Below are 20936 nucleotides of genomic sequence, written 5' to 3'. Positions count from 1 at the left end.
GCACCGGGGCGAAGGGGTGGGTGGAAGAAGAGGTAGACGCGTAGGTTTATCGGCGACGTTCGTGGTTACCCCCTCACCCCACGCTCGCCGCCACCACGGCCATCACCGACAGCAGCAGCACGATCGTCACCAGTTGCAGCGAGGCGACGGGCTGGGTGCGCCAGGCCGTGATTTTGTCGGAGAGCGACAGATGGGCCTCGAAGAATTTCGGCTCGTAGACGGTCTTGAACAGGTGCGGGAAGCTCGGGCCGAGGGTCACGGCGATCAGGGCGTGGGTGAACGAGGCGAAGGCGACGAAGATGGCGACGCCGGGATCGCCGACGAGGTCGTGGTCGCCGCAGAGCTTGAGCAGGAAGGCCGATGTGGCGAAGGTCGGGAAACTCTGTAGGGTCGCGGTCAGCGCGAGGCCTTCGAGCGCGTTATGCAGGCGGGACTTTCTCGTGGCGGCGATGGTGGCCATGGCACGTCTCCCTGATGACTTGGGGATGACGGTAGCGGCGTCTGGACAGGCGCGACGTGAGATGGATCACGCGGGCCGGCGATGCCGGCTGCGTCTCTCCCCTCCACGTTCACCCAAGCTTCGGCGCACGAGAGCGGGCCGCCTATGTTCCCGGCGCGCGGCTTTGCGGGTTCGTCCACGCGGGCTTGCACACCAAGCAGCCGAAGACGCCGCGAACCCCATGAACCGGGCATTGCGCTCGCACGTCAAAACCTCTGCAAACATCCCTGTGATCTTGCGGATTGCGCCGGCGTGAGACCACGCGCTAGGCTTGCAAAAGGCACAAGACCAAGGAGGGCGGATGGCAATGACGGTGGAGCAGCTGAATCGCCAACGCGTCGTGCACCTGCTCGATGCCTTCGCGCGCGGCGATATCGAGACGGCGCTGGCCAGCTGCACCGACGACGTCTATTTCCTCACCCACGCCCCGATTGACGTGCTGCCACATCTGGTGCCGCGCCAGGGCAAGCAGGAGCTGCGCGAGCTGTGGCAGACGGTCTGGTCGCGCTATTCGGAGGTTCGTTACAAGACGCCGCATATCGTCGCCGAGGGCGAGGCCGTCGCGACCTACATGCACGCTTTTTTCAAGAAGCGCAGCAACGACCGCATCGTGCAGTTCGACATGGCGGTGTTCTACACGTTTCGCGGCGGACTGGTGGCGGAGATGCGCGAGATCATCGATTCCTACGACCTGGTGCAGCAGGTGCTGGAACGGGAGATCGGGCCGCTGATTGCCGGGGCGGACTGAGCGCCGGGACCCGGACAATTACGGGGTTGTATTGTAAATCTCACAAAACCCGTTCAAGTGTGCATTGCGAAAACGTGAATTGCGTTTTGGCCGAAATCTGCTAATTTGTTCGTATACAAATGAGTTGAGCCCTGGCGCCTTGGTGCGCATGGGGTTGTTTGCCGTTTTTTTTTCCGTAAAGCCAGCTTCAGGACTGCCCCAAATGACAGAGCACAGCCTCTGGCGTTTCTCGCGTGCGTTGCACCGCGCGATCAACGACCGGGATTTTAGGGATATCGAGGCCCTGATCGACGAGGACGTCGAGTGGGCGCTCTACGGCCCGATCGACATGTTTCCGTTCCTCGGCGCGCGCCAGGGCAAGGATGCCGTGCTCGACGTCATCCGCCAGCTCGCCGACAATTTCCAGGTCCGCCGCTTCGACCGCGAGAGCATCATGCTGGGCGTGGATTCCGCCGCCTCGATGGTGCGCTATTCGCTTACGGCGCTGGATTCCAACAAGCCGATCAGCCTGCGCGTGGCGCAGTTCGCCCAGTTCAGGGCCGGCAAGCTGATCAGCATGCGGGTGCTGATCGACACCTTCGACCTGGTCGAGCAGGCACTCGGCCGCGCCATTCATCTGCCGAAGATGACCAGCGTCGGCTAACGAATGATCCGGACCTGAAGGGCCGCGTTAGCGCAAAGTGCGAAGCGGTTTTCCGAGAAGATCATGCGCAAACAACAACCTGAAGCGCGGTGATGATCATCGCGCTTCAGGGGGGACGCCAACGGGCCCCGCTGTTCGGGACCGATGACGAGGCGATCGCGACGTCCTGGCCTCCAGCCCCGCCGGATGCCGTCGCATCACGAACCTGTCATCGGGCGCGCGCCTTTCGCGCGGCCCGTTGGTTCGCCTTCCCTTGCGAACCGCCACAATTCCGCAACGATAAACCGGCACTTTCAGCGCCGGAATGGCGCATGGTCATTGCAACCGCTATAGTGGGGCGGACAGCATGCGCTGGGGTTCGCGGGCAGGACGATGGAATTCTCGACAGGGTTTGGCTGGACCAGGCTGCCGTTGCTGGCGGCCGCATTCATCTTGAGCTCGGTGCTGACGTTACAGGCACAGATCATTCCGCCCTTCTCCTCACCCGCATCCGACGACGAGGCCGAGGCGGCCGAAGCCCCCGACGTCAATGATCCCGACATCATGAAGGGCATCGACGTCGACAAGCTCGACTGGAGCCAGATCGCGGTCGATGCCGGGACCGGCATCGACCCGATGGCCGCCAAGAAGCGCGCGCAGGCCGCCGCCAGGGAAGGCCTCGACTGGTCGTCGAATCCCAATGCCAACGGCTCCTCGGCGGTGACCGTGAAGCAATCGGTGTCCTCGTTCTGGGATACCCGAGTCGGCGCCGACATGACGCTGGCGAGCGAGCCCAGGACGATGTCCGAGCTGCTGGCGCAGAAGGCCACCAACGGCGGCAACCTGCCGCAATCCTCGGGCAGCGCCTGGGCGACGGCAACCGCGCCGGGCGCGGGCGCGATCTGGGACAAGACCGCGGTGGAAGCCAGGGTCGATCCCGGCGCCGAGCACAGCAAGATCGGGGCGTCGCTGACCAAATCGATGCCGCTGTCGGGCGACACCTCGCTGACGCTGCAGAACGGCTACAGCGTCAACCAGCAGGGCACCAGTGCGGTCCCCGGCATCGGCGGCCACGTCACGCGCAATTACGAGACCGACCAGAGCGCCAAGGTCACCGTGACCGACACCGGCACCAGCATCGTTGCCGGCCAGACGCTGTCGACCACCGACGACAAATGGCTGCGCAAGCTCGGCGCCGAGCAGAAGCTGTTCGACAACGTCACCGTATCAGGCTCGGTCGGTGAAACCTCGCAAGGCACGCTGAACAAGAGCGTGACGGCGGGCTTCAAGAAGAGCTGGTGAGGCCGGCGCCTCTCCCCGCCTGCGGGGAGAAGGCCATCACCGCGGCAGCATTCACCCTTCCCTAACCATACGCCACGGCAAAACCCCCGAATGGTCCGGCCTTGCCGCATCTCGGCCCATTTGCGGTCAAAATCGGACGCCCTGATACGGCCTGCCTCACAGACGTCGTCGTGCGGGGGAGACTCGCGCTGCGCTCAACGCGAACAGGGGAACAACGATGAACGCCATGCGTCCTGAAAAGGTCGAAGCCACCGAGACCGAGACGGTCGACACCAACCTCGCCGCCGTGACCGAGGTCGAAGCCGGCATCCGCGACTTCGTCCGCAACGACATCGCCTATCTGCGCCGTCCGGCCGCGACAACCGCCGACGCGCCGCCGCTCGACCCGAGCGCGGAAGCCACCGTCAACAACGTCAACTCGCTGATCCAGCGCGTCGCCGGCACCTCCCTCGCCGAGATCGAAAATTTGATCTCCGAGCTCGAGAGCCTGCGCGACCTGCTCCACGCCGAGGGCCAGCGCGTCCAGCGCGAGATCTCCGGTTACGCCCAGCTCAGCCAGGCCGCGATGAAGTCGACCCGCATGATCGCCGACAACGTCGCGCAGTGGAAGCGCGCCGCCGACGGCCTGCGCAACAGCTGATCGATCGGCACGAACGGATCATTGGCCGCCGCGTTCCGGGAAGGGAGCGCGGCGGTTTTGATTTGTTGGTGGGTCACGCAGCCGTTTCTCCAACACAGGTGTCATCACCCGCCTAGTGCGCAATTGCGCACAGGGGCGGGTGATCCAGTATTCCACCAGCGCCGGTGATTGAATCGATAGGTCGCGGCGTACCGGATGCCCCCGTCGAGCCGGGGCATGACAGCGGAGAATGTGGCGCGGCCAATGCCCACCTTTGAACCCACCACCCCACCCCGGCGACCAACGCCAAGCGCCCGTGCAGCTACGGCCGGGCTCAGGGGACATTTCAGATGGAAAGCATTCGGCCCGACACCACGGACCCGATCCCGTTGCGGCCCGCGCCGAATCAATTCGGCACGATCATGCTGCGCTTTGTCGGGCTGCTGGCGGTTGCGATCACCATCCTGGCGTTCGTCTATAGCCGCTGAGCTGCGGCCGGATGCCGGCCGCGATCGTTAACGAATTCTTACCGGGCCGCTTCCGCAGTCGAGGCTTCCAGCGTGTAGGCGCCATCGGCGTAGCCCTTCACCACCATGCCCGCGACCAGCATCACGGCCAGCGTCGCAGTCGCGAAGATGAATCCAACAAATTTGAGTGCGCCGCGATCAGCCATGGTCCTCGTCCCCTGTCGTCTGCCTATTCGTTTCAAATAGACAGCGACAGGTTCATAATTAGTTAGCAACTCACTGGTTCCGCGAAACTGCTTCGCCGTAACCATGTTGCGCAGGCTTATGGCAGCCACCCGGAATCGCGTCCATAGCGGGCGGGCAACACTCGCGCACTCATTTGTCCGTTCATCTTGGAACAGATCTAACCGCCCTTGCGCAGCGGCACGAAGGCGGAGGCCGTGATGGAATAGACCGCCTCGCCGCGCTGGTTGGTGCCAGTGGTGCGGGCCGTCAAAATGCCCCAGCCGGGACGGGAGGCGGAGGTGCGCTTGTCGATGACTTCGTTGATGTAAGCGACGGTGTCGCCGGCGAGCACCGGCCTGATCCAGCGCAGGTCGCGAAAGCCCGGCGACGGCCCCCACACGGCGACCTCCTCGCCGCGCGAGGCGGCCTCGCGCGCCAGACGCTGGCCGTCGGCGACAAGCAGGCTCATGCAGGCGGAGCCGACATGCCAGCCCGAGGCCGCGAGACCGCCGAACAGCGAGTTCTTGCCCTCCTCCTCGTCGAGGTGAAAGCGTTGCGGATCGAACTTGGCGGCGAAGGTCTTGATCTTTTCCGCCGTGAACGTATAGGCGCCGATCTCGCGGCGCTGACCGATCGCGATGTCTTCGAAGAACCGCATCAGGCCGCTCCCTCGCGCCGCTTGATCAGGATCGGCGAGGTCATCTCGGCGAGCGCCTGCCCCGCCGCATTGCGCGCGGTGCATTTGAACTTGACAATGCCGAGCTCAGGTCGGCTCTTCGAGGCCCGCGCCTCCAGGACATCGACGTCGAGCGTGAGATCGTCGCCGGGCCGCAGTGGCGACAGCCAGCGCACCTCGTCGACGCCGGGAGATCCCAGTGACGCGGCGCGCGTGATGAAGCCGTCGGCCATCATCCGCATCATCAGCGAGCACAGGTGCCAGCCCGAACCGGACAGGCCGCGCAGCATGCTCTCAGCTGCTGCCGCCTCGTCGAGGTGCATCGGCTGCGGATCGAACTCGGCGGCAAAGGCCAAGATCTCGTCGCGGGTGACGTGGCGCGGGCCGAACGTTCCGAACCGGCCAGGCGGGAAATCTTCGAAGGTCAGGGTCATCTCGGGAAAGCTTTGCGGGAATGACAGATTGTGGCCGCACTTTGCGGCAATCTCAACCCGCCGGCCCGCATGGCTCGTGCTACATACTTGAGATCGGCGTTGATTTGAGTCGGATCGATCGACGGCCGAAGCCCGATTTGAAGTCCCGATTTGCCTTGCGATTTGCCTTGGGGAGAGCAATGTTCTCATTCAGCGACCTGTTCCAGTGGGACCGCTTCATCACGCCGACGATCATCAAGACCTTCTACTGGCTGGTGATCGCGCTGATCTGCCTGTTCGGGCTCTCCGGCATCTTCTCAGGGTTGGCTGCGATGGCGATCAGCCCGTTCGGCGGCTTCCTGGTGCTGCTGTCGTCGATCGCCAGCGTCGTGGTCGGCATCGTGTTCTCGCGCATCGTCGCGGAGCTGATCCTGATCGTCTTCCGCATCAACGAGCATCTCGGCGCGATCAGGGATCAGGGATCAGGGATGCGGTAGCCCGTCATTCCGGGGCGCGCGCAGCGCGAGCCCGGAATCCATTCATCCACTTGTTCTGAGGCCCGATGGATTCCGGGTTCGCGCCAAGAGGCGCGCCCCGGAATGACGCTGTGGCCTACGTATTGAACCTGAAATGCATCACGTCGCCGTCGGCGACGACGTAATCCTTGCCTTCGAGGCGGAGCTTGCCGGCATCGCGGGCACCGGCTTCGCCGCCGAGCGCGACGTAGTCCTCGTACGCGATGGTCTCGGCGCGGATAAAACCCTTCTCGAAATCGGTGTGGATCACACCGGCCGCCGCCGGCGCCTTGGTGCCGCGATGGATGGTCCAGGCGCGCGCTTCCTTCGGGCCCACCGTGAAATATGTGATGAGGTCGAGCAGGGTGTAGCCGGCGCGGATCAGGCGGTCGAGGCCGGCTTCTTCGAGGCCCAAGGTCTCCAGGAAGTCCGCGCGCTCGTCACGCGAGATGGTCGCGATCTCGGATTCGATCTTGGCGGAGATGACGACGGCAACCGCGCCCTCCTTCGCCGCCTGCTCCTCGACCGCCTTGGAGAAGGCATTGCCGGTCGCGGCCGAGCCTTCCTCGACGTTGCAGACATAGAGCACGGGCTTGGACGACAGCAGGCCGAGCATCGAGAAGGCCCGCTCCTCCTCCGCCTTGCGCTCGACGAGGCGCGCGGGCTTGCCTTCGCGCAAGAGCACCAGGGTGCGGTTGACGAGATCGAGCTGCTCCTTGGCGTCCTTGTCGTTGCCCTTGGCCTTCTTGGTGAGATTGTCGACGCGCTTCTCGAGGCTGTCGAGATCGGCGAGCATCAGCTCGGTCTCGATGGTCTCGATGTCCGCGAGCGGGGCGATCTTGCCTTCGACATGGGTGATGTCGGAATCTTCAAAGCAGCGAACCACATGCGCGATGGCGTCGACCTCGCGGATATTGGCGAGGAACTGGTTGCCGAGGCCTTCGCCCTTGGAGGCGCCGCGCACGAGGCCGGCGATGTCGACGAAGGTCAGCCGGGTCGGGATGATCTGGCCCGACTTGGCGATGGCCGCGAGCTTGTCGAGCCTGGGATCGGGCACGGCGACCTCGCCGACATTCGGCTCGATGGTGCAGAACGGATAGTTCGCGGCCTGCGCCGCGGCCGTCTCGGTCAGCGCATTGAACAAGGTCGACTTGCCGACATTGGGCAATCCGACGATCCCGCATTTGAATCCCATGGTGGTCCTGGCCTCCGCGCTTCGCGCGCAAATGTCTTTCGAACTCGTCATGCGCGGGCTTGATCCGCGCATCCATCGTCTTCGAAGGATGGATCGCCGGATCAAGTCCGGCGATGACAGGTGCTATTCCTTGCCGTTCTCGTCCTTGGTCAAAAACCCCTTCGCCTGCATGGCCAGATGCACCCTGTTGGCGAAGGTCGCGTCCGTGCCCTTGGCAAGCAGCGCGGCATGCTCGGCCACCGCATCGCAGAGCGTCGCCACCCATTCGTTGTCGGCCTTGGCGAAGTCCGACAGCACATGGCCGTGCACCAGCTCCTTGACGCCGGGATGACCGATGCCGAGCCGCACCCGGCGATAATCGTTGCCGATATGCGCCGAGATCGAACGCAGGCCGTTATGGCCGGCAATGCCGCCGCCGATCTTCACCCGCACCTTGCCTGGCGGCAGCTCGAGCTCGTCGTGGAACACGGTGGTGTCGCCCGCGGCGATCTTGAAGAAGCTCGCCGCTTCCTGAACGCTGCGTCCGGACTCGTTCATGTAGGTCGTGGGCTTGAGCAGGATCACGCGCTCGGGTCCGAGCGCACCTTCCGAGGTCTCGCCCTGAAAGCGGCGGCGCCACGGCGCAAAACCATGACGCCGCGCGATCTCGTCGACGGCCATGAAGCCGATATTGTGCCGGTTACGTGCGTATTTCGCGCCGGGATTGCCGAGCCCAACAAAGAGTCGCATGACGCGGCGCGCCCCCCGCTCGGCGCGCGGTCAAGGACCGCGCGCCAGCTTCGAGAGATTACTTCTTCTTGTCGCCGCCGGCGGGAGCCTTGGCAGCAGCGGCAGGAGCAGCAGCCGGAGCCGCAGCACCAGCGGCCGGAGCAGCCGCAGCGCCCGGGGCCGCACCAGCAGCGGCAGCCGCAGCAGCGGCCTTCTGCTCTTCGGCGTAACCGGACGGCGGCACGATGGTGACGAGGGTCGCGTCCTCGCGGGTCAGCGCCTTGACGCCGGCCGGCAGCTTGACGTCGGCCAGATGCAGGGAGTGACCGATCTCGAGCGCGCCGACATCGGCCTCGATGTATTGCGGGATGCTCTCGACGCCGCATTCGAGCTCGATCGCATGCGCGACGATGTTGACGGTGCCGCCGCGCTTCACGCCCGGGGAGGTTTCGGCCTTCACCACGTGCAGGGGAACGCTGATGCGGATGGTGGCGCCTTCGCCCAGCCGCATGAAGTCGACATGGATCGGGAAGTCCTTGACCGGATCGAGGTGATAGTCGCGCGGAATGACGCGGTGCTTCTTGCCCTCGAGGTCGATGTCGACCAGCGTGGTCAGGAACCGGCCGGCAAGGATGCGCTGGCGCAGTTCACGATCCTCGATCGAGATCGTCAGCGGGGGCTGGTTGTTGCCGTAGATCACTCCGGGCACTCGCCCGGCGCGACGCTCAGCCCGGGCGGCCCCCTTGCCGCTCTTCGGACGCGCGGTCGCCTTCAATTCCTTGACGGTCGTCGCCATGTCGTTAAGTCCTTGTTTTTGCAAAAGTTAATGGGCCGCAAGGCGGCCCATGGCATGGTCCACAGCAAGCCTCCAGGGGTGCGGGGGCCGCGGACGTGGCGGGCTTTTACCCGGAAGCTGCGGAAATGACAAGGAGAATGGGCTGGTACCCTCCCCTGGGAGGCCCGGGTCCTTACCCTCCCTTGGAGGGGGAGGATCGGCTCATATGGAGCGTAGCAAAACGTGAGCCGGGGTGGGGTGACAGTCTCTCGATCGAGGCGGTGCCCGAGTGGAGAGCTCACCCCACCCCGGCGCTACGCGCCGACCCTCCCCCTCCAGGGGAGGGTAAGAGACTGCGCTTTACGACGTCGGGGTCCCCCCGAGCCTCGCCTCCAGGGCTGCGAGCCGCGCCTTCAGGGCTTCGTTCTCCTCACGCGCAAGGCGCGCCATGTCCTTGACCGCCTCGAACTCCTCGCGCTTGACGAGGTCCATGTCGCGCAGGAATTTTTCGGCCTGGCTGCGCATCACGGAATCGAACTCGCGCTTGACGCCCTGGGCAGCACCGGCGGCGTCGTTCATCAGGCGGCCGATCTCGTCGAAAAACCGGTTGTTGGTCTGGGTCATTGTGGGCCTCCGATAAACTTTGCGCGAACACGCAGAATGACAATGGCAATCCGACGGGGCCGGTTCAAGGGCGAAGCGGCGGTATCCTTGTCATGCGCCGGTTTCCTTGCAATCGTATTCAACGTCCCTGCATAAGAGGAATCACGGGGCGTCTGCCGGCGCCGACCGCAGCGATCCCGCTTGGACACAGAAGGCGCGATGCCGTTTCTGCTCATCGACTTCCCCGCCTTCAACCCGATCGCGCTCGAGATCGGTCCGTTCGCGATCAAATGGTATGCCTTGGCCTATATCTGCGGCATCGTGTTCGGCTGGCTTTATGCCCGCGCGCTGCTGAAGAGCGAACGCCTGTGGGGCGGACCCGCGCCGATCTCGCTGCTTCAGATCGACGACTTCATCCTGTGGGTCACGCTCGGCATCATCGTGGGGGGCCGCGCCGGCTACGTGCTGTTCTACAACCTGCCCTTCTTCATCGATCATCCCGCCGCGATCTTTAAGTTGTGGGAGGGCGGGATGTCGTTCCACGGCGGCTTCCTCGGCTGTGTCGTCGCGGTGATGTGGTTCGCCTCGCGCAATGGCATCTCGATCCTGTCGCTCGGCGACATCACCACCGCGGTCGCCCCGGTCGGGCTGTTGCTCGGACGCATCGCCAATTTCATCAACGGCGAATTGTGGGGCCGCGCCACCGACCCGAACCTGCCCTGGGCGATCATCTTCCCCAACGATCCGACGCAGTTGCCGCGGCATCCGAGCCAGCTCTACCAAGCCGGCATGGAGGGCATCCTGCTGTTCACCGTGCTCGCGATCATGATCCGGTTCGGTGCCTTGAAGCGCCCCGGCATGATCCTCGGCGCCTTCATCCTGGTCTATGGCCTGGCCCGCATCGCCGGCGAGCATTTCCGCGAGCCGGACGCGCAGCTCGGTTTTCTCTGGGGCGGATTAACCATGGGCATGCTGCTGTCGATCCCGATGCTTATCGTCGGCCTCATTCTTATTGTATTGGCAGTGAGGCGCGGTGCGCCGACGCCCGTCCAGGCCATTCGTTAATTCATTTCGAGAAGATCGCCGTGACCGACCAGCCGCTGCTCAACGAGATCAAGGCGCTGATCAAATCTTCCGGGCCCATGCCGGTCTGGCGGTACATGGAACTGTGCCTGATGCATCCGCGCTACGGCTATTACGTCTCGCGCGATCCGCTCGGGCGCGAGGGCGACTTCACCACGGCGCCCGAAGTCAGCCAGATGTTCGGCGAGCTGTTGGGGTTGTGGACCGCCTCGGTCTGGAAGCAGATGGGCTCGCCGCAGTTCCTGCGGCTGATCGAGCTCGGCCCCGGCCGCGGCACCATGATGGCGGATGCGCTGCGCGCGCTCCGCGTGCTGCCCCCGCTCTACCAGGCGCTCCACATCCACATGGTCGAGGTCAATCCCGTGTTGCGGGACCGGCAGAGCGCGACGCTCGCCAACGTGCGCAACATCGCCTGGCACGACAGCATCGACGAGGTGCCGGAGGGCCCCAGCATCATCCTCGCCAACGAATATTTCGACGTGCTGCCGATTCACCAGATGGTCCGACTTGAGAACGGCTGGCACGAGCGCGTGATCGAGATCGATCCCAACGGCAAGCTTCAGTTCGGCGCGGCGCCGGAGCCGACGCCTCGCTTCGACGTGCTGCTGCCGCCCCTGGTGCGCGCCGCCCCCATCGGCGCCGTGTTCGAGTGGCGCCCCGACGGCGAGATCATGAAGCTTGCCACGCGCGTGCGCGACCAGGACGGCGCGGCGCTGATCATCGATTACGGCCACCTCCGCAGCGACGCCGGCGACACGTTCCAGGCGATTGCGCGCCACACCTTCGCCGATCCCTTGAAGGCGCCGGGCCAGGCCGACGTCACCGCCCATGTCGATTTCCAGGCGCTGGCGCGCGCGGCCGAGGACGTCGGCGCGCGCGTGCATGGGCCGGTGACGCAAGGCGACTTCCTCAAGCGGATCGGCATCGACACCCGCGCCGCCGCCTTGATGCAGAAAGCAGCGCCCGACGTCGCCACCGACATTTCGGTGGCGCTCAGGCGCCTGACCGATACCGGGCGTGGCGGCATGGGCTCGATGTTCAAGGTGCTCGGCATCTCGGAGCCGCGGCTGGCAAGCCTTGCCGGCCTCAGCGATCTCGAACAGACAGGAGAGGCCTCATGACGATAGCTTCGTCGCTGCTGTCGGCCGTGCCCGGCCTGCGCCATGCCTTCTTCACCCGCGAAGGCGGCGTCTCCGGCGGCATCTATTCCGCGCTGAACGGCGGGCTCGGCTCCAACGACGATCAGACCCTGGTCGCCGAGAACCGGCGCCGCATGGCCGAGCATGTCGGCGTTGCGCCCGAGCGCTTCCTCAGCCTGCACCAGATCCATTCGCCCGACGTGCTCGTTGCCGAGGCACCGTGGCCGAGCGGGCCACGGCCGAAGGGCGATGCGCTGGTGACGAAGACGCCAGGCATCGCGCTCGGCGTCTCCACCGCCGATTGCGGGCCGGTGCTGTTGGTCGATCCCCAGGCGCGCGTGATCGGTGGCGCGCATGCGGGGTGGAAGGGCGCACTGACGGGCGTGCTGGAATCCACCATCGCGGCGATGGAGCAGCTCGGCGCCACGCGCGGCGGCATCATCGCCGCGATCGGCCCCTTGATCCGCCAGGACAGCTACGAGGTCGGCAACGAGTTCGTCGCGCGCTTCATCGAACAGGATGCCGAGAACGCTGTGTTCTTCATCCCCTCGGTGCGCGAGGGCCACGCGATGTTCGATCTCGCCGGCTTCATCCGCAAGCGGCTCGAGGCCGCCGGCATCCTGATGATCGACGATCTCGGCCTCGACACCTACGCCGACGAGCGCTTCTTCAGCTATCGGCGTTCGGTGCATCGCAAGGAGCCGGATTACGGCCGTCACGTTCACGCGATTGCGCTGGATGGGTGAACACAGGGGCAACCCCGTGTCATTCCGGGGCTCGCGAAGCGAGAACCCGGAATCCATCGTGCGGCAATTCACGCGGCGAAATGGATTCCGGGTTCGATGCTTGCGCATCGCCCCGGAATGACAGTGGGGGTGTGTCGCGCCTGCCCTAGACCTTAATCGATTTTAACGATATCGCTGCCCTCCATAATGAGGGACGCGTCATTCATCTTCCACCGCGTGGGTTCGCGCGTGCTGGCGGTCATGCTGCTGGCAGCGGCGGCCGCGCTGGGCGGCTGCGCCGGCGGCGGCAGTGCCGTCAATTCCTATGCGATGGCGCCGAGCGCCGGCAGCGGGGCCACCATCGCCTTCGAATCGATCGACGGGCCACCGCCGCAAGTGTTCGATCGCATGGTCGGCGTGCTCGACAGCGAATCCAAGCTGCGCAGCCTGTCCGTGGTCTCCCGCGAAGGTACGGCTGCCTATCGCGTGCGCAGCTACCTCTCCGCCCAGGTGGTGCGCGGCAAGACCGTGATCGCCTGGGTCTGGGACGTCTACGACGCCAACCAGCAGCGCGCGCTGCGTCTCTCCGGCGAGGAACCGACCTCGGCCAAGGGCGGGCGCGACGCGTGGTTGGCTGCCGACGACCTCGTGCTGCGGAAGATCGCCCAGGCCGGATTCAGCGGACTTTCCAACATGATCAACGGAACGCCGGATGCCCCCGGCGCGGCTCCGGCATTGCGGGGACCGGCGGTGGCCAGCGTCGTCAAGGACGCTCCCGCGCAGGACATGCCGGCATCAGCGCTCGGCTATGCCGAGCAATAACCCCCGCTAAACCACGGCCTCAACTTGCGGCCAAGCCGTTGGCCCGACTCAGGATTTTCGAAGGGAAAACGTAGCATCCCGGGTTGCCATCGCGGCCTTCCGCCTGATATTTCCTCGCCCGTCGTAACCGTGCTGCCAGCGGGTATTCTCAGATGTTGAAGGTCGTATCCAGCAAAGCGCGGGAGGAAGCGTCCATGTCGGCCAAAAACGGCTCCATCAAGCTCGTCGCCGGCAACTCCAATCCGGCCCTCGCCCAGGCGATCGCGCAAGGGCTCGACCTGCCGCTGACCAAGGCGGTGGTGCGGCGCTTCGCCGACATGGAGATCTTCGTCGAGATCCAGGAGAACGTCCGCGGCTCGGATGCCTTCGTCATCCAGTCGACCTCGTTCCCCGCCAACGACCATCTGATGGAATTGCTCATCATCACCGACGCGCTGCGCCGCTCCTCGGCGCGCCGCATCACCGCAGTGCTGCCCTATTTCGGCTACGCCAGGCAGGACCGTAAATCAGGCTCGCGCACGCCGATCTCGGCCAAGCTCGTCGCCAACATGATCACGCAGGCCGGCGTCGACCGCGTCATGACGCTCGACCTGCATGCCGGCCAGATCCAGGGCTTCTTCGACATCCCGACCGACAACCTGTTCGCCGCGCCGCTGATGGTGCGCGACATCAAGGACAAGTTCGACCTGACCAAGACGATGGTGATCTCGCCCGACGTCGGCGGCGTCGCCCGCGCGCGCGGCCTCGCCAAGCGCATCAACACCCCGCTCGCCATCGTCGACAAGCGCCGCGAGCGGCCGGGCGAGTCCGAGGTCATGAACGTGATCGGCGACGTCTCCGGCCACACCTGCATCCTCGTCGACGACATCGTCGATTCCGGCGGCACGCTGGTGAACGCGGCCGATGCGCTGCTCGCCAAGGGCGCCAAGGACGTCTACGCCTACATCACCCACGGCGTGCTCTCCGGCGGCGCCGCCGCCCGCATCGCCGGCTCCAGGCTGAAGGAGCTGGTGATTACCGATTCGATCCTGCCGACCGACGCGGTGACCAAGGCGCCGAACATCCGCACCCTGCCGATCGCCAGTCTGATCTCGGATGCGATCGCGCGCACGGCGGCGGAAGAATCGGTGTCGAGCCTGTTCGACTGATTTGATCTAGCACCGTCATTCCGGGGCGGCGCGTCAGCGCCGAACCCGGAATCCATCTTGCAGCAATCCGTGTCGATCAATGGATTCCGGGCTCGCGCTGCGCGCGCCCCGGAATGACCATTGCCTACCCCACGATCCCCGCCGCGACCTGGCCGCGCAGGCGCTCCAGGCCGTGCAACGTCTCCGCACAGGCGGTCGCGACCTCGACGCCCTTGATCGCAAAGTGCTTGCGGAAGAAATCGTAGTGCACCTCGGTCTCGTGGAATTGCTGCGGCGTCAGCACGGCCGAGAACACCGGCACCTCCGTGCGCAGCTGCACGTCCATCAGCGCCTTGATCACGGTGTCGGCGACGAATTCGTGGCGGTAGATGCCGCCGTCGACGACGAGACCGGCCGCGACGATCGCGGTGTAGCGCCGCGTCTTGGCGAGGACCTGCGCGTGCAGCGGGATCTCGAACGAGCCCGGCACCTCGAACACGTCGACATGGGTGAGGTGGCGGGCTTCCGCCTCCTTCATGAAGGCGATGCGGGCTTCCGCGACCACGTCGCGGTGCCAGCAGGCCTGCACGAAGGCCACCCGCTGCGGCTTGGCGAAACGCGGATGCGCAGGGGCCGGATCCACGGGAACCGGCGGCGGCGTTTGGGACGTTTCGGTTTGGGGGTCTTGCAGCATCTGATTCATGGCTTTCCTCGGTTTAAGGACCAGAATCAGGGCACACGGAACGACAAACAGCCGCATCGTCTCGATGCGTCTGCCAGCGACCGTTCTCTTTCATCCGGACTTTAACCGTCGGCTTCGGAGTTGCACCGAATCTGCTGACCCTTCCGTTCGGGATAGCCCTCGCGGAAGGCGCTCGCGGGCTTGGGCCGTTCGGCCCTTACCGCCGGTGGGGACTTTCACCCCGCCCTGAGAACATCGGCCGTCCGGGATGAACGGCCTATCAGGAAATATGCCGCCGCCGGGCAGTCGCGGCAAGCATGTTCCGCATGGGCCAAGCGCATGGTCCCATGCCCGCACGGCGGTCCGGCCCTCGCCTCACGGAATTTGCGGCGAGCTTTTTTGCCGAATCCGATTCCGGTTTGTTCTCGTCCGTTAAGAATTGTGGCGGAGATGAGCTGTGGACGAACGAGTCCTGGCTTGTGGACGGACTCGCGACCCCGTTGCGCAGATTCCGCAAATCACATCACTTGATCCGCGACAGGCCTGCGCTGATCCGAAGGATCGCAACAGCGACTCCGAGGGGATTGCAAAGGCTGATCCGAGGGACGCCGCAGCGACGTTTAGGGAGTGCGCGCCGGGCCCAACCGCGTGCGTATCAAAGACAACAAGAAGGCAAGAGGTCGAGACGGCATGTCCCTGCTCGAAGGCACTATCGATTCCAGAAACCATCCGCTCGCGGTGGTCGAGGACATCGCCGCCAGCAACAACTGGCCGTTCGAACGCTCCGGCGAGGACGAGCTCACGATTGTCTCCAAGGGACAATGGACCGACTACCAGCTCTCCTTCACCTGGATGGGCGAGATCGAGGCGCTGCATCTGGCCTGCGCCTTCGACATGAAGATTCCGCCCGCGCGCCGCGGCGAGGTGCAGCGGCTCGTTGCCGCCGTGAACGAACAGCTGTGGGTCGGCCATTTCGACCTGTGGACCAACACCGGCATGGTGATGCACCGCCAGGCCCTGGTGCTGCCGGGCGGCCTCACCGCCTCGCCGGCGCAATGCGAGGTCATGCTCGCCGGCGCCATTCATGCCTGCGAGCGCTACTTCCCGGCGTTCCAGTTCGTGGTGTGGGCCGGCAAGAGCACGGCGGAGGCGATGGACGCGGCAATGTTCGATACGGTGGGCGAGGCGTAGGGCCTCCCAAGGCGCGAGGGCGGCAGCTCCCTCCCCACGTCATCCCGGACAAGCGCGCCCAAAGCGCGGGCAGATCCGGGATCCAGACCGCGTGATTTCGCTTGTGGCACAACGCTTGTTGCTCTGCCCTCCGTCCATTAGAACGGCCTGTGGTTATGGGTCCCCGCCTTCGCGGGGACGACACCGACTATTTGGCGACACCGATGGCGAACAGCACCCTCCAAAACGTCACCGGGACCATCCTGCTCGCCGGCGCCGGCAAGATGGGCGGCGCGATGCTGACCGGATGGCTTTCGGGCGGGCTCGATCCGCGCCGCGTCGCGGTGATCGAGCCGCACATTGCGCCCGAGATCTCCGCGCTGGCCGCCAAGGGCGTTGTGCTCAATCCTGATGTGAGCGCCGCCGGCGCTGTCGAGACGCTGGTCGTGGCGGTGAAGCCGCAGATGTTCCGCGAGGCCGGCGCCAAGCTGAAGCCGTTCGTCTCGGAGAAGACGTCGGTGGTCTCGATCATGGCAGGCACCACGATCGCCTCGCTCCAGGAGGTCTGTGGCGGCGCCGTGGTGCGCGCGATGCCGAACACGCCGGCAGCGATCGGCCGCGGCATCACCGTCGCTGTTGCCGCGAACAACGTCAGCGCCGCGCAGCGCGCGGTGGCGGATGCGCTGCTGCGCGCCACCGGCGCGGTCGAATGGGTCGAGGATGAAGGATTGATGGACGCGGTCACCGCCGTGTCCGGCTCGGGCCCGGCCTATGTGTTCCTGCTCGCCGAAGAGCTCGCCCGCGCCGGCGTCGAAGCGGGATTGCCGGAGGCGCTGGCGACCAAGCTCGCCCGCGAGACCGTCGCCGGCTCCGGCGAGCTGCTGCACCAGTCGGAGCTGCCGTCCAGCGCCCTGCGCCAGAACGTCACCTCGCCCGGCGGCACCACGGCCGCCGCGCTCAGTGTGCTGATGGGCGAGCCGGGCCTGCGCGAACTCATGATCCGCGCCATCGCCGCGGCCACGCAGCGGTCGAAGGAATTGGCGAAGTAGACGGATCAGAGCGCTTCGGCGGCCGAATGCGCGGCGATCCCGGTCGTTGCCGATAGGGAGAGCAATCGTGAACCTCTACGCGAAACTTCTCGAACGACAGGCCGAGCGGCGCCCCATCAAAATCGGACTGATCGGGGCGGGCAAGTTCGGCGCAATGTATCTCCATCAAGTCCTGCGTACGCCGGGCGTCCATCTCGTTGGAATTGCTGACCTGTCCCCATCGCGTGCCCGCGAAAACCTGTACCGGGTGGGGTGGCGCCCGGAGCAGTTCGCCGCGACCTCACTCGGGGATGCTCTCAAGTACGGCACGACCTTCCTGACCGACGACTGGGAAGCGCTTGTGAAGTGCGAAGGCATCGAGGTGATCGCAGAGTGCACCGGCAATCCTGTCGCGGCGGTCGAGCACTGCCTCGGCGCCTTTTCTGCAGGCAAGGCCGTCATCAACGTGACCGTCGAAGCCGACGCCTTCTGCGGACCGATCCTCGCGCAGAGAGCCAGGCAGGCCGGCGTGATCTACAGCCTGGCCTATGGCGATCAGCCGGCTCTCGCTTGCGACCTCGTAGATTGGGCGAGGGCCTGCGGTTTTCCCGTCGTGGCAGCGGGCCGTGGCCACAAATGGCTGCCGCATTACCGGGAATCGACGCCCGAAACGGTCTGGGATCACTGGGGATTGTCTACAGAGCAAGCTGCGCGCGGGGGCATGAATCCAAAAATGTTCAACGCGTTCCTCGACGGCTCCAAGCCTGCGATTGAATCTGCCGCGATCGCGAACGCAACCGGCCTGGAGGCGCCCTCGCATGGCCTTGCATTCCCACCGGGATCGGTCGACGACATCCCCACGCTGATGCGCCCCCGTTCGGAGGGCGGCATCCTGGAATCCAAGGGCCAGGTCGAGGTCGTATCCTGCCTGACGGCCGAAGGCAGACCCATCCCCAACGACATCCGCAAGGGCGTGTGGGTCTGTTTCGAAGGCGACAGCGATTACATCCGCAACTGTTTCCAGGAATACAGCGTCGTCACCGATCCGAGCGGTCGTTACATGAGTTCCTACAAGAAGTGGCATCTCATAGGGCTGGAGCTTGGAATTTCAGTTGCCTCGATCGCTCTGCGCAATGAGGCGACAGGCGTCGCCACGACGTTCAACGCCGATGTTGCTGCCACAGCCAAGAAGGACTTGCGCGAGGGAGACATGCTCGACGGAGAAGGCGGCTACACTGTCTTCGGCAAACTGACGCCCGCCAGCACCTCCCTTGAAAAGCGCTATCTGCCACTCGGGCTTGCGCACAATGTGCGATTGACCAAGGCGGTAGCCAAAGACGCCTGCATCACCTGGGCGGATGTGGCGATTGACGAGAGGCTGCCTGCCGTGCGTCTCCGCAGGGAGCAGGAAACGTCGTATTCGTCTCCAAAAGCGCGGAAGGTGGATTAGGCGAAATCCACGGCCGCGTTAAGCCCCGAGCCGCTTGTTGAACATCTCGACATTGACGAGCCCGCGGGCGTGGCGGCCTTCGCCGAGCTTGCGCGTGCCCTCGAATGCCTCGACCTCGAAGCGGATGACGCGGCGCTCGACGGCGACCACCTTTGCGGTGGTCCGCACGGTCGCGCCAACGAGCGCGGCGGCAAGATGGCGGATGTCGACCTCGGTACCGACAGTGACCCAGCCCGGCTGAAGCGCTGAGCGGATCGCATCACCCGATGCCATCTCCATCTCCAGGATCATCATCGGCGTCGCGTAGACAAAAGGCATGCCTGACACGAAATGCCCGACGGTGCGCTCCACCGGGACCACCAGCGTGCGCTCGGCGCTCATGCCTGTTGTGATGAAGTCGCGTGCGTCCATGGTGCCTTGCTCGATGTCGTCCCGGACAAGCGCGCCTTAAGCGCGCGCTGATCCGGGACCCATAACCACAGGATCAAGTTTGGCGAAGGCTCGGAGTTACCAGCTGGCCCAATACCACTCCCTGTGGTTATGGGTCCCCGCCTTCGCGGGGACGACAGCGGTGAATGCAGAACCGTCGACCGCTACTTCTTCGCCGCCGCCGCACGCTCCACGAAGGTCTTGCCGCCCTTCATCTTGTGACGGAGCGGGGCTTCGTTGATCTGGATGACGACGGCATCGGCATCGACGCCGAGATTCTTCACCAGCGCCTGGGTGATGTCGCGCATCATGCCGGCCTTCTGCTCGTCGGTACGGCCTTCGGCCATGCTGATGGTGATCTCAGGCATTGTTCTCTCCCTGCTGCTGTCGTCATGGCGGCCCAGAACCTCGCACACTTTTGCGACGAGATCGGCTTCGCTGCACGAGAACTGCGCCGGCCGGGTCTCGCGCCATTCCTGGTTGGAGGCGATCGCGGCGGCCGCCTTGGCGCCCTCGATCAGGTCCTTGACCTGCACTTCGCCGCGCACCTTTTCATCCGAGCCCTGGATGATGACGCAAGGTGAGTTGCGGCGATCGGCATATTTGAGCTGGTTGCCCATGTTCTTGGGATTGCCCAGATAGAGCTCGGCGCGGATGCCGGCGCCGCGCAAGCTCGCGACCATCTTCTGGTAGTCGGCGACGCGGTCGCGGTCGAACACGGTGACGACGACGGGGCCGAATTCGGGCCGCGTGTCGAGCTTGCCGAGCAGCGTCAGCGCCGCCTGCAGCCGCGACACGCCGATCGAGAATCCGGTTGCCGGCACCGGCTCGCCGCGGAAGCGCGAGACGAGGCCGTCATAACGCCCGCCGCCACCGACCGAGCCGAAGCGCACAGGGCGGCCCTTCTCGTCCTTGGTATCGAGCAGGAGTTCGACCTCGTAGACGGGACCGGTGTAATATTCGAGGCCGCGCACGACCGAGGGATCGATCTTGATACGATCCGCACCATAGCCCGAGGCCGTGACCAGTTTTGCAATCTCTTCCAGCTCGCTGACGCCGGCCTGACCGACTTCGCTCTTGGTGAGATAGGTTTCTGCCGCGGCAATTGCTTCTTTCCAATCTTCGCGCGGCTTGGTGATAGCGAGAACAACATCGGCTTCCGCCGCGCTCAAATTGGCGCCTTTGGTGAAGTCGCCCTTGCCTTCCTCGCCGCCATCCCAGCGTCCGGGACCGAGCAGCTTGCGCACTTCATCGGCGGAAAACTTGTCGAGCTTGTCGATCGCACGCAGCACGGTCAGTCGGCGCGCCGCATTCTCTTCACCCGCGAGGCCAATGGCTTCCAGAACGCCGTCGAGCACCTTGCGATTGTTCACCTTCACCAGGTACTGGCCGCGCGCGATCCCGAGCGCCTCCATCGTGTCCGCCGCCATCATGCAGATCTCGGCGTCCGCCGCTGGCGTCGCCGAGCCGACCGTGTCGGCATCGAACTGCATGAACTGGCGGAAGCGGCCGGGGCCGGGTTTCTCGTTGCGGAAGACGTAGCCAACGCGGTAGCTGCGATAGGGCAGCACCAGACCATCGGTGCCGTAGCGCTCACCGACGTAGCGGGCGAGCGGCGCGGTCAGATCGTAGCGCAGGCTGATCCATTGCTCGTCGTCGTCCTGGAACGAGAACACGCCCTCGTTCGGACGATCCTGATCCGGCAGGAATTTGCCGAGCGCGTCGGTGTATTCCATCGCCGGCGTCTCCACCGGCTCGAAACCGTAGAGCTCGTAGACGGCGCGGATCTTGTCGAGCATCTCGCGCGTCGCCCGGATCGCGGCGGGGTCGCGATCCTCGAGCCCGCGCGGCAGACGCGCCTTCAGTTTCTGGGGTTTTTTGGGTTTCTCGGCCATGCGCGGCGTTTACCAGCCG

General features: G+C 65.1%; 25 protein-coding genes and 1 riboswitch. Of the genes, 14 read left to right on the top strand and 11 right to left on the bottom strand.

What is annotated here, in order from left to right:
- Positions 1 to 73: 73 nt before the first annotated feature.
- Positions 74 to 460, bottom strand: a complete 387-nt coding sequence (locus I6F12_RS24205) for a hypothetical protein (RefSeq protein WP_036027197.1) — start codon at positions 458 to 460, stop codon at positions 74 to 76.
- Positions 461 to 806: 346 nt separating this feature from the next.
- On the opposite strand from I6F12_RS24205, the gene I6F12_RS24200 reads away from it, so the two are divergent.
- The 5 genes from I6F12_RS24200 (at position 807) to I6F12_RS24180 (ending at position 4278) form a co-directional block, all read left to right on the top strand.
- Complete coding sequence (locus I6F12_RS24200) at positions 807 to 1247, top strand: nuclear transport factor 2 family protein (RefSeq protein ID WP_036027203.1); 441 nt, start codon at positions 807 to 809, stop codon at positions 1245 to 1247.
- A 202-nt stretch (positions 1248 to 1449) separates the two neighbouring features.
- Positions 1450 to 1890: a nuclear transport factor 2 family protein gene (locus I6F12_RS24195; protein ID WP_036009417.1), complete on the top strand. Its 441-nt coding sequence runs from the start codon at positions 1450 to 1452 to the stop codon at positions 1888 to 1890.
- A 372-nt stretch (positions 1891 to 2262) separates the two neighbouring features.
- The gene (locus I6F12_RS24190) at positions 2263 to 3171 is read left to right on the top strand and encodes a hypothetical protein (RefSeq protein ID WP_050996010.1); all 909 of its coding nucleotides are present in this window, start codon (positions 2263 to 2265) and stop codon (positions 3169 to 3171) included.
- Positions 3172 to 3388: 217 nt separating this feature from the next.
- The gene (locus tag I6F12_RS24185) at positions 3389 to 3811 is read left to right on the top strand and encodes a hypothetical protein (RefSeq protein WP_036027195.1); all 423 of its coding nucleotides are present in this window, start codon (positions 3389 to 3391) and stop codon (positions 3809 to 3811) included.
- A 329-nt stretch (positions 3812 to 4140) separates the two neighbouring features.
- Entirely contained in the window at positions 4141 to 4278 is a 138-nt protein-coding gene (locus I6F12_RS24180) for a hypothetical protein (protein WP_225157368.1), read from the top strand.
- Positions 4279 to 4316: 38 nt separating this feature from the next.
- On the opposite strand, the gene I6F12_RS24175 is transcribed toward I6F12_RS24180, so the two are convergent.
- The 3 genes from I6F12_RS24175 to I6F12_RS24165 all read right to left on the bottom strand — a co-directional run bounded on the left by I6F12_RS24175 (position 4317) and on the right by I6F12_RS24165 (position 5592).
- Positions 4317 to 4463 carry a hypothetical protein gene (locus I6F12_RS24175; protein WP_225157367.1) on the bottom strand — a complete coding sequence of 49 codons (147 nt, stop codon included), beginning with the start codon at positions 4461 to 4463 and terminating at the stop codon, positions 4317 to 4319.
- 197 nt (positions 4464 to 4660) lie between these two features.
- On the bottom strand, positions 4661 to 5140 hold the full coding sequence (locus tag I6F12_RS24170; RefSeq protein ID WP_225157366.1) for a MaoC family dehydratase: 480 nt from the start codon (positions 5138 to 5140) through the stop codon (positions 4661 to 4663).
- A complete protein-coding gene (locus I6F12_RS24165) occupies positions 5140 to 5592 on the bottom strand; it encodes a MaoC family dehydratase (RefSeq protein ID WP_036027191.1) in 453 nt (150 codons plus the stop codon). The genes I6F12_RS24170 and I6F12_RS24165 overlap by 1 nt, the downstream gene beginning before the upstream one ends.
- Positions 5593 to 5771: 179 nt before the next feature.
- On the opposite strand from I6F12_RS24165, the gene I6F12_RS24160 reads away from it, so the two are divergent.
- A complete protein-coding gene (locus I6F12_RS24160) occupies positions 5772 to 6068 on the top strand; it encodes a DUF4282 domain-containing protein (RefSeq protein WP_028134403.1) in 297 nt (98 codons plus the stop codon).
- 115 nt (positions 6069 to 6183) lie between these two features.
- Here I6F12_RS24160 and ychF read toward each other — a convergent pair whose 3' ends face one another.
- The 4 genes from ychF to I6F12_RS24140 form a co-directional block, all read right to left on the bottom strand.
- Positions 6184 to 7281 (bottom strand): redox-regulated ATPase YchF, encoded by a 1098-nt coding sequence (gene ychF, locus I6F12_RS24155; RefSeq protein ID WP_036040060.1) that lies wholly within the window; start codon positions 7279 to 7281, stop codon positions 6184 to 6186.
- Positions 7282 to 7404: 123 nt separating this feature from the next.
- Entirely contained in the window at positions 7405 to 8010 is a 606-nt protein-coding gene (gene pth / locus I6F12_RS24150) for an aminoacyl-tRNA hydrolase (protein ID WP_036009403.1), read from the bottom strand.
- A gap of 58 nt (positions 8011 to 8068) precedes the next feature.
- Entirely contained in the window at positions 8069 to 8785 is a 717-nt protein-coding gene (locus I6F12_RS24145) for a 50S ribosomal protein L25/general stress protein Ctc (protein ID WP_225115004.1), read from the bottom strand.
- A gap of 339 nt (positions 8786 to 9124) precedes the next feature.
- Complete coding sequence (locus I6F12_RS24140; protein ID WP_036009386.1) at positions 9125 to 9388, bottom strand: accessory factor UbiK family protein; 264 nt, start codon at positions 9386 to 9388, stop codon at positions 9125 to 9127.
- 198 nt (positions 9389 to 9586) lie between these two features.
- Here I6F12_RS24140 and lgt point away from each other — a divergent pair, with 198 nt between their 5' ends.
- The 5 genes from lgt (at position 9587) to I6F12_RS24115 (ending at position 14284) form a co-directional block, all read left to right on the top strand.
- Positions 9587 to 10432: a prolipoprotein diacylglyceryl transferase gene (gene lgt, locus I6F12_RS24135; protein ID WP_036009383.1), complete on the top strand. Its 846-nt coding sequence runs from the start codon at positions 9587 to 9589 to the stop codon at positions 10430 to 10432.
- A 20-nt stretch (positions 10433 to 10452) separates the two neighbouring features.
- Entirely contained in the window at positions 10453 to 11571 is a 1119-nt protein-coding gene (locus I6F12_RS24130) for an SAM-dependent methyltransferase (RefSeq protein ID WP_225157365.1), read from the top strand.
- Positions 11568 to 12335, top strand: coding sequence for a peptidoglycan editing factor PgeF (gene pgeF, locus I6F12_RS24125; protein ID WP_225157364.1), 768 nt, complete (start codon positions 11568 to 11570; stop codon positions 12333 to 12335). The genes I6F12_RS24130 and pgeF overlap by 4 nt, the downstream gene beginning before the upstream one ends.
- A gap of 186 nt (positions 12336 to 12521) precedes the next feature.
- A complete protein-coding gene (locus I6F12_RS24120) occupies positions 12522 to 13136 on the top strand; it encodes a hypothetical protein (protein ID WP_225157363.1) in 615 nt (204 codons plus the stop codon).
- 194 nt (positions 13137 to 13330) lie between these two features.
- Entirely contained in the window at positions 13331 to 14284 is a 954-nt protein-coding gene (locus I6F12_RS24115) for a ribose-phosphate pyrophosphokinase (RefSeq protein WP_225157362.1), read from the top strand.
- A gap of 124 nt (positions 14285 to 14408) precedes the next feature.
- Here I6F12_RS24115 and I6F12_RS24110 read toward each other — a convergent pair whose 3' ends face one another.
- The gene (locus I6F12_RS24110; RefSeq protein ID WP_036027167.1) at positions 14409 to 14966 is read right to left on the bottom strand and encodes a 6,7-dimethyl-8-ribityllumazine synthase; all 558 of its coding nucleotides are present in this window, start codon (positions 14964 to 14966) and stop codon (positions 14409 to 14411) included.
- Between the two features lie 78 nt (positions 14967 to 15044).
- A riboswitch (FMN riboswitch) is annotated at positions 15045 to 15203 on the bottom strand.
- 432 nt (positions 15204 to 15635) lie between these two features.
- Here I6F12_RS24110 and I6F12_RS24105 point away from each other — a divergent pair.
- From I6F12_RS24105 to I6F12_RS24095, 3 genes are all read left to right on the top strand, one after another.
- Positions 15636 to 16136, top strand: a complete 501-nt coding sequence (locus I6F12_RS24105; RefSeq protein WP_025033850.1) for a YbjN domain-containing protein — start codon at positions 15636 to 15638, stop codon at positions 16134 to 16136.
- A gap of 203 nt (positions 16137 to 16339) precedes the next feature.
- Positions 16340 to 17164, top strand: coding sequence for a pyrroline-5-carboxylate reductase (proC, locus tag I6F12_RS24100; RefSeq protein WP_225157361.1), 825 nt, complete (start codon positions 16340 to 16342; stop codon positions 17162 to 17164).
- A gap of 67 nt (positions 17165 to 17231) precedes the next feature.
- Complete coding sequence (locus I6F12_RS24095; protein WP_225157360.1) at positions 17232 to 18593, top strand: flagellar biosynthesis protein FlgA; 1362 nt, start codon at positions 17232 to 17234, stop codon at positions 18591 to 18593.
- 18 nt (positions 18594 to 18611) lie between these two features.
- On the opposite strand, the gene I6F12_RS24090 is transcribed toward I6F12_RS24095, so the two are convergent.
- Positions 18612 to 19004, bottom strand: a complete 393-nt coding sequence (locus I6F12_RS24090; RefSeq protein WP_225157359.1) for a thioesterase family protein — start codon at positions 19002 to 19004, stop codon at positions 18612 to 18614.
- A 182-nt stretch (positions 19005 to 19186) separates the two neighbouring features.
- Positions 19187 to 20917, bottom strand: coding sequence for a histidine--tRNA ligase (hisS, locus tag I6F12_RS24085; protein ID WP_225157358.1), 1731 nt, complete (start codon positions 20915 to 20917; stop codon positions 19187 to 19189).
- Positions 20918 to 20936: the final 19 nt, after the last annotated feature.

Origin of the sequence: Bradyrhizobium sp. IC4059 (assembly GCF_020193615.1) — a bacterium.
GTDB lineage: Bacteria > Pseudomonadota > Alphaproteobacteria > Rhizobiales > Xanthobacteraceae > Bradyrhizobium > Bradyrhizobium yuanmingense.
The sequence above is the reverse complement of the archived record's forward strand: the minus strand, read 5'-3'. Positions and strand labels throughout refer to the sequence as shown.

What these genes read in the sequence shown, in the direction of transcription:
- proC (WP_225157361.1), top strand. Translation starts at nt 16,340, where the DNA reads ATGGCGAACAGCACCCTCCAAAACGTCACCGGGACCATCCTGCTCGCC.
- I6F12_RS24145 (WP_225115004.1), bottom strand. Translation starts at nt 8,785, where the DNA reads ATGGCGACGACCGTCAAGGAATTGAAGGCGACCGCGCGTCCGAAGAGC.
- pgeF (WP_225157364.1), top strand. Translation starts at nt 11,568, where the DNA reads ATGACGATAGCTTCGTCGCTGCTGTCGGCCGTGCCCGGCCTGCGCCAT.
- I6F12_RS24185 (WP_036027195.1), top strand. Translation starts at nt 3,389, where the DNA reads ATGAACGCCATGCGTCCTGAAAAGGTCGAAGCCACCGAGACCGAGACG.
- I6F12_RS24160 (WP_028134403.1), top strand. Translation starts at nt 5,772, where the DNA reads ATGTTCTCATTCAGCGACCTGTTCCAGTGGGACCGCTTCATCACGCCG.
- I6F12_RS24110 (WP_036027167.1), bottom strand. Translation starts at nt 14,966, where the DNA reads ATGAATCAGATGCTGCAAGACCCCCAAACCGAAACGTCCCAAACGCCG.
- I6F12_RS24195 (WP_036009417.1), top strand. Translation starts at nt 1,450, where the DNA reads ATGACAGAGCACAGCCTCTGGCGTTTCTCGCGTGCGTTGCACCGCGCG.
- I6F12_RS24120 (WP_225157363.1), top strand. Translation starts at nt 12,522, where the DNA reads ATGAGGGACGCGTCATTCATCTTCCACCGCGTGGGTTCGCGCGTGCTG.
- I6F12_RS24115 (WP_225157362.1), top strand. Translation starts at nt 13,331, where the DNA reads ATGTCGGCCAAAAACGGCTCCATCAAGCTCGTCGCCGGCAACTCCAAT.
- I6F12_RS24140 (WP_036009386.1), bottom strand. Translation starts at nt 9,388, where the DNA reads ATGACCCAGACCAACAACCGGTTTTTCGACGAGATCGGCCGCCTGATG.
- I6F12_RS24200 (WP_036027203.1), top strand. Translation starts at nt 807, where the DNA reads ATGACGGTGGAGCAGCTGAATCGCCAACGCGTCGTGCACCTGCTCGAT.
- hisS (WP_225157358.1), bottom strand. Translation starts at nt 20,917, where the DNA reads ATGGCCGAGAAACCCAAAAAACCCCAGAAACTGAAGGCGCGTCTGCCG.
- I6F12_RS24090 (WP_225157359.1), bottom strand. Translation starts at nt 19,004, where the DNA reads ATGGACGCACGCGACTTCATCACAACAGGCATGAGCGCCGAGCGCACG.
- pth (WP_036009403.1), bottom strand. Translation starts at nt 8,010, where the DNA reads ATGCGACTCTTTGTTGGGCTCGGCAATCCCGGCGCGAAATACGCACGT.
- I6F12_RS24205 (WP_036027197.1), bottom strand. Translation starts at nt 460, where the DNA reads ATGGCCACCATCGCCGCCACGAGAAAGTCCCGCCTGCATAACGCGCTC.
- I6F12_RS24190 (WP_050996010.1), top strand. Translation starts at nt 2,263, where the DNA reads ATGGAATTCTCGACAGGGTTTGGCTGGACCAGGCTGCCGTTGCTGGCG.
- I6F12_RS24180 (WP_225157368.1), top strand. Translation starts at nt 4,141, where the DNA reads ATGGAAAGCATTCGGCCCGACACCACGGACCCGATCCCGTTGCGGCCC.
- I6F12_RS24175 (WP_225157367.1), bottom strand. Translation starts at nt 4,463, where the DNA reads ATGGCTGATCGCGGCGCACTCAAATTTGTTGGATTCATCTTCGCGACT.
- I6F12_RS24165 (WP_036027191.1), bottom strand. Translation starts at nt 5,592, where the DNA reads ATGACCCTGACCTTCGAAGATTTCCCGCCTGGCCGGTTCGGAACGTTC.
- ychF (WP_036040060.1), bottom strand. Translation starts at nt 7,281, where the DNA reads ATGGGATTCAAATGCGGGATCGTCGGATTGCCCAATGTCGGCAAGTCG.
- lgt (WP_036009383.1), top strand. Translation starts at nt 9,587, where the DNA reads ATGCCGTTTCTGCTCATCGACTTCCCCGCCTTCAACCCGATCGCGCTC.
- I6F12_RS24170 (WP_225157366.1), bottom strand. Translation starts at nt 5,140, where the DNA reads ATGCGGTTCTTCGAAGACATCGCGATCGGTCAGCGCCGCGAGATCGGC.
- I6F12_RS24105 (WP_025033850.1), top strand. Translation starts at nt 15,636, where the DNA reads ATGTCCCTGCTCGAAGGCACTATCGATTCCAGAAACCATCCGCTCGCG.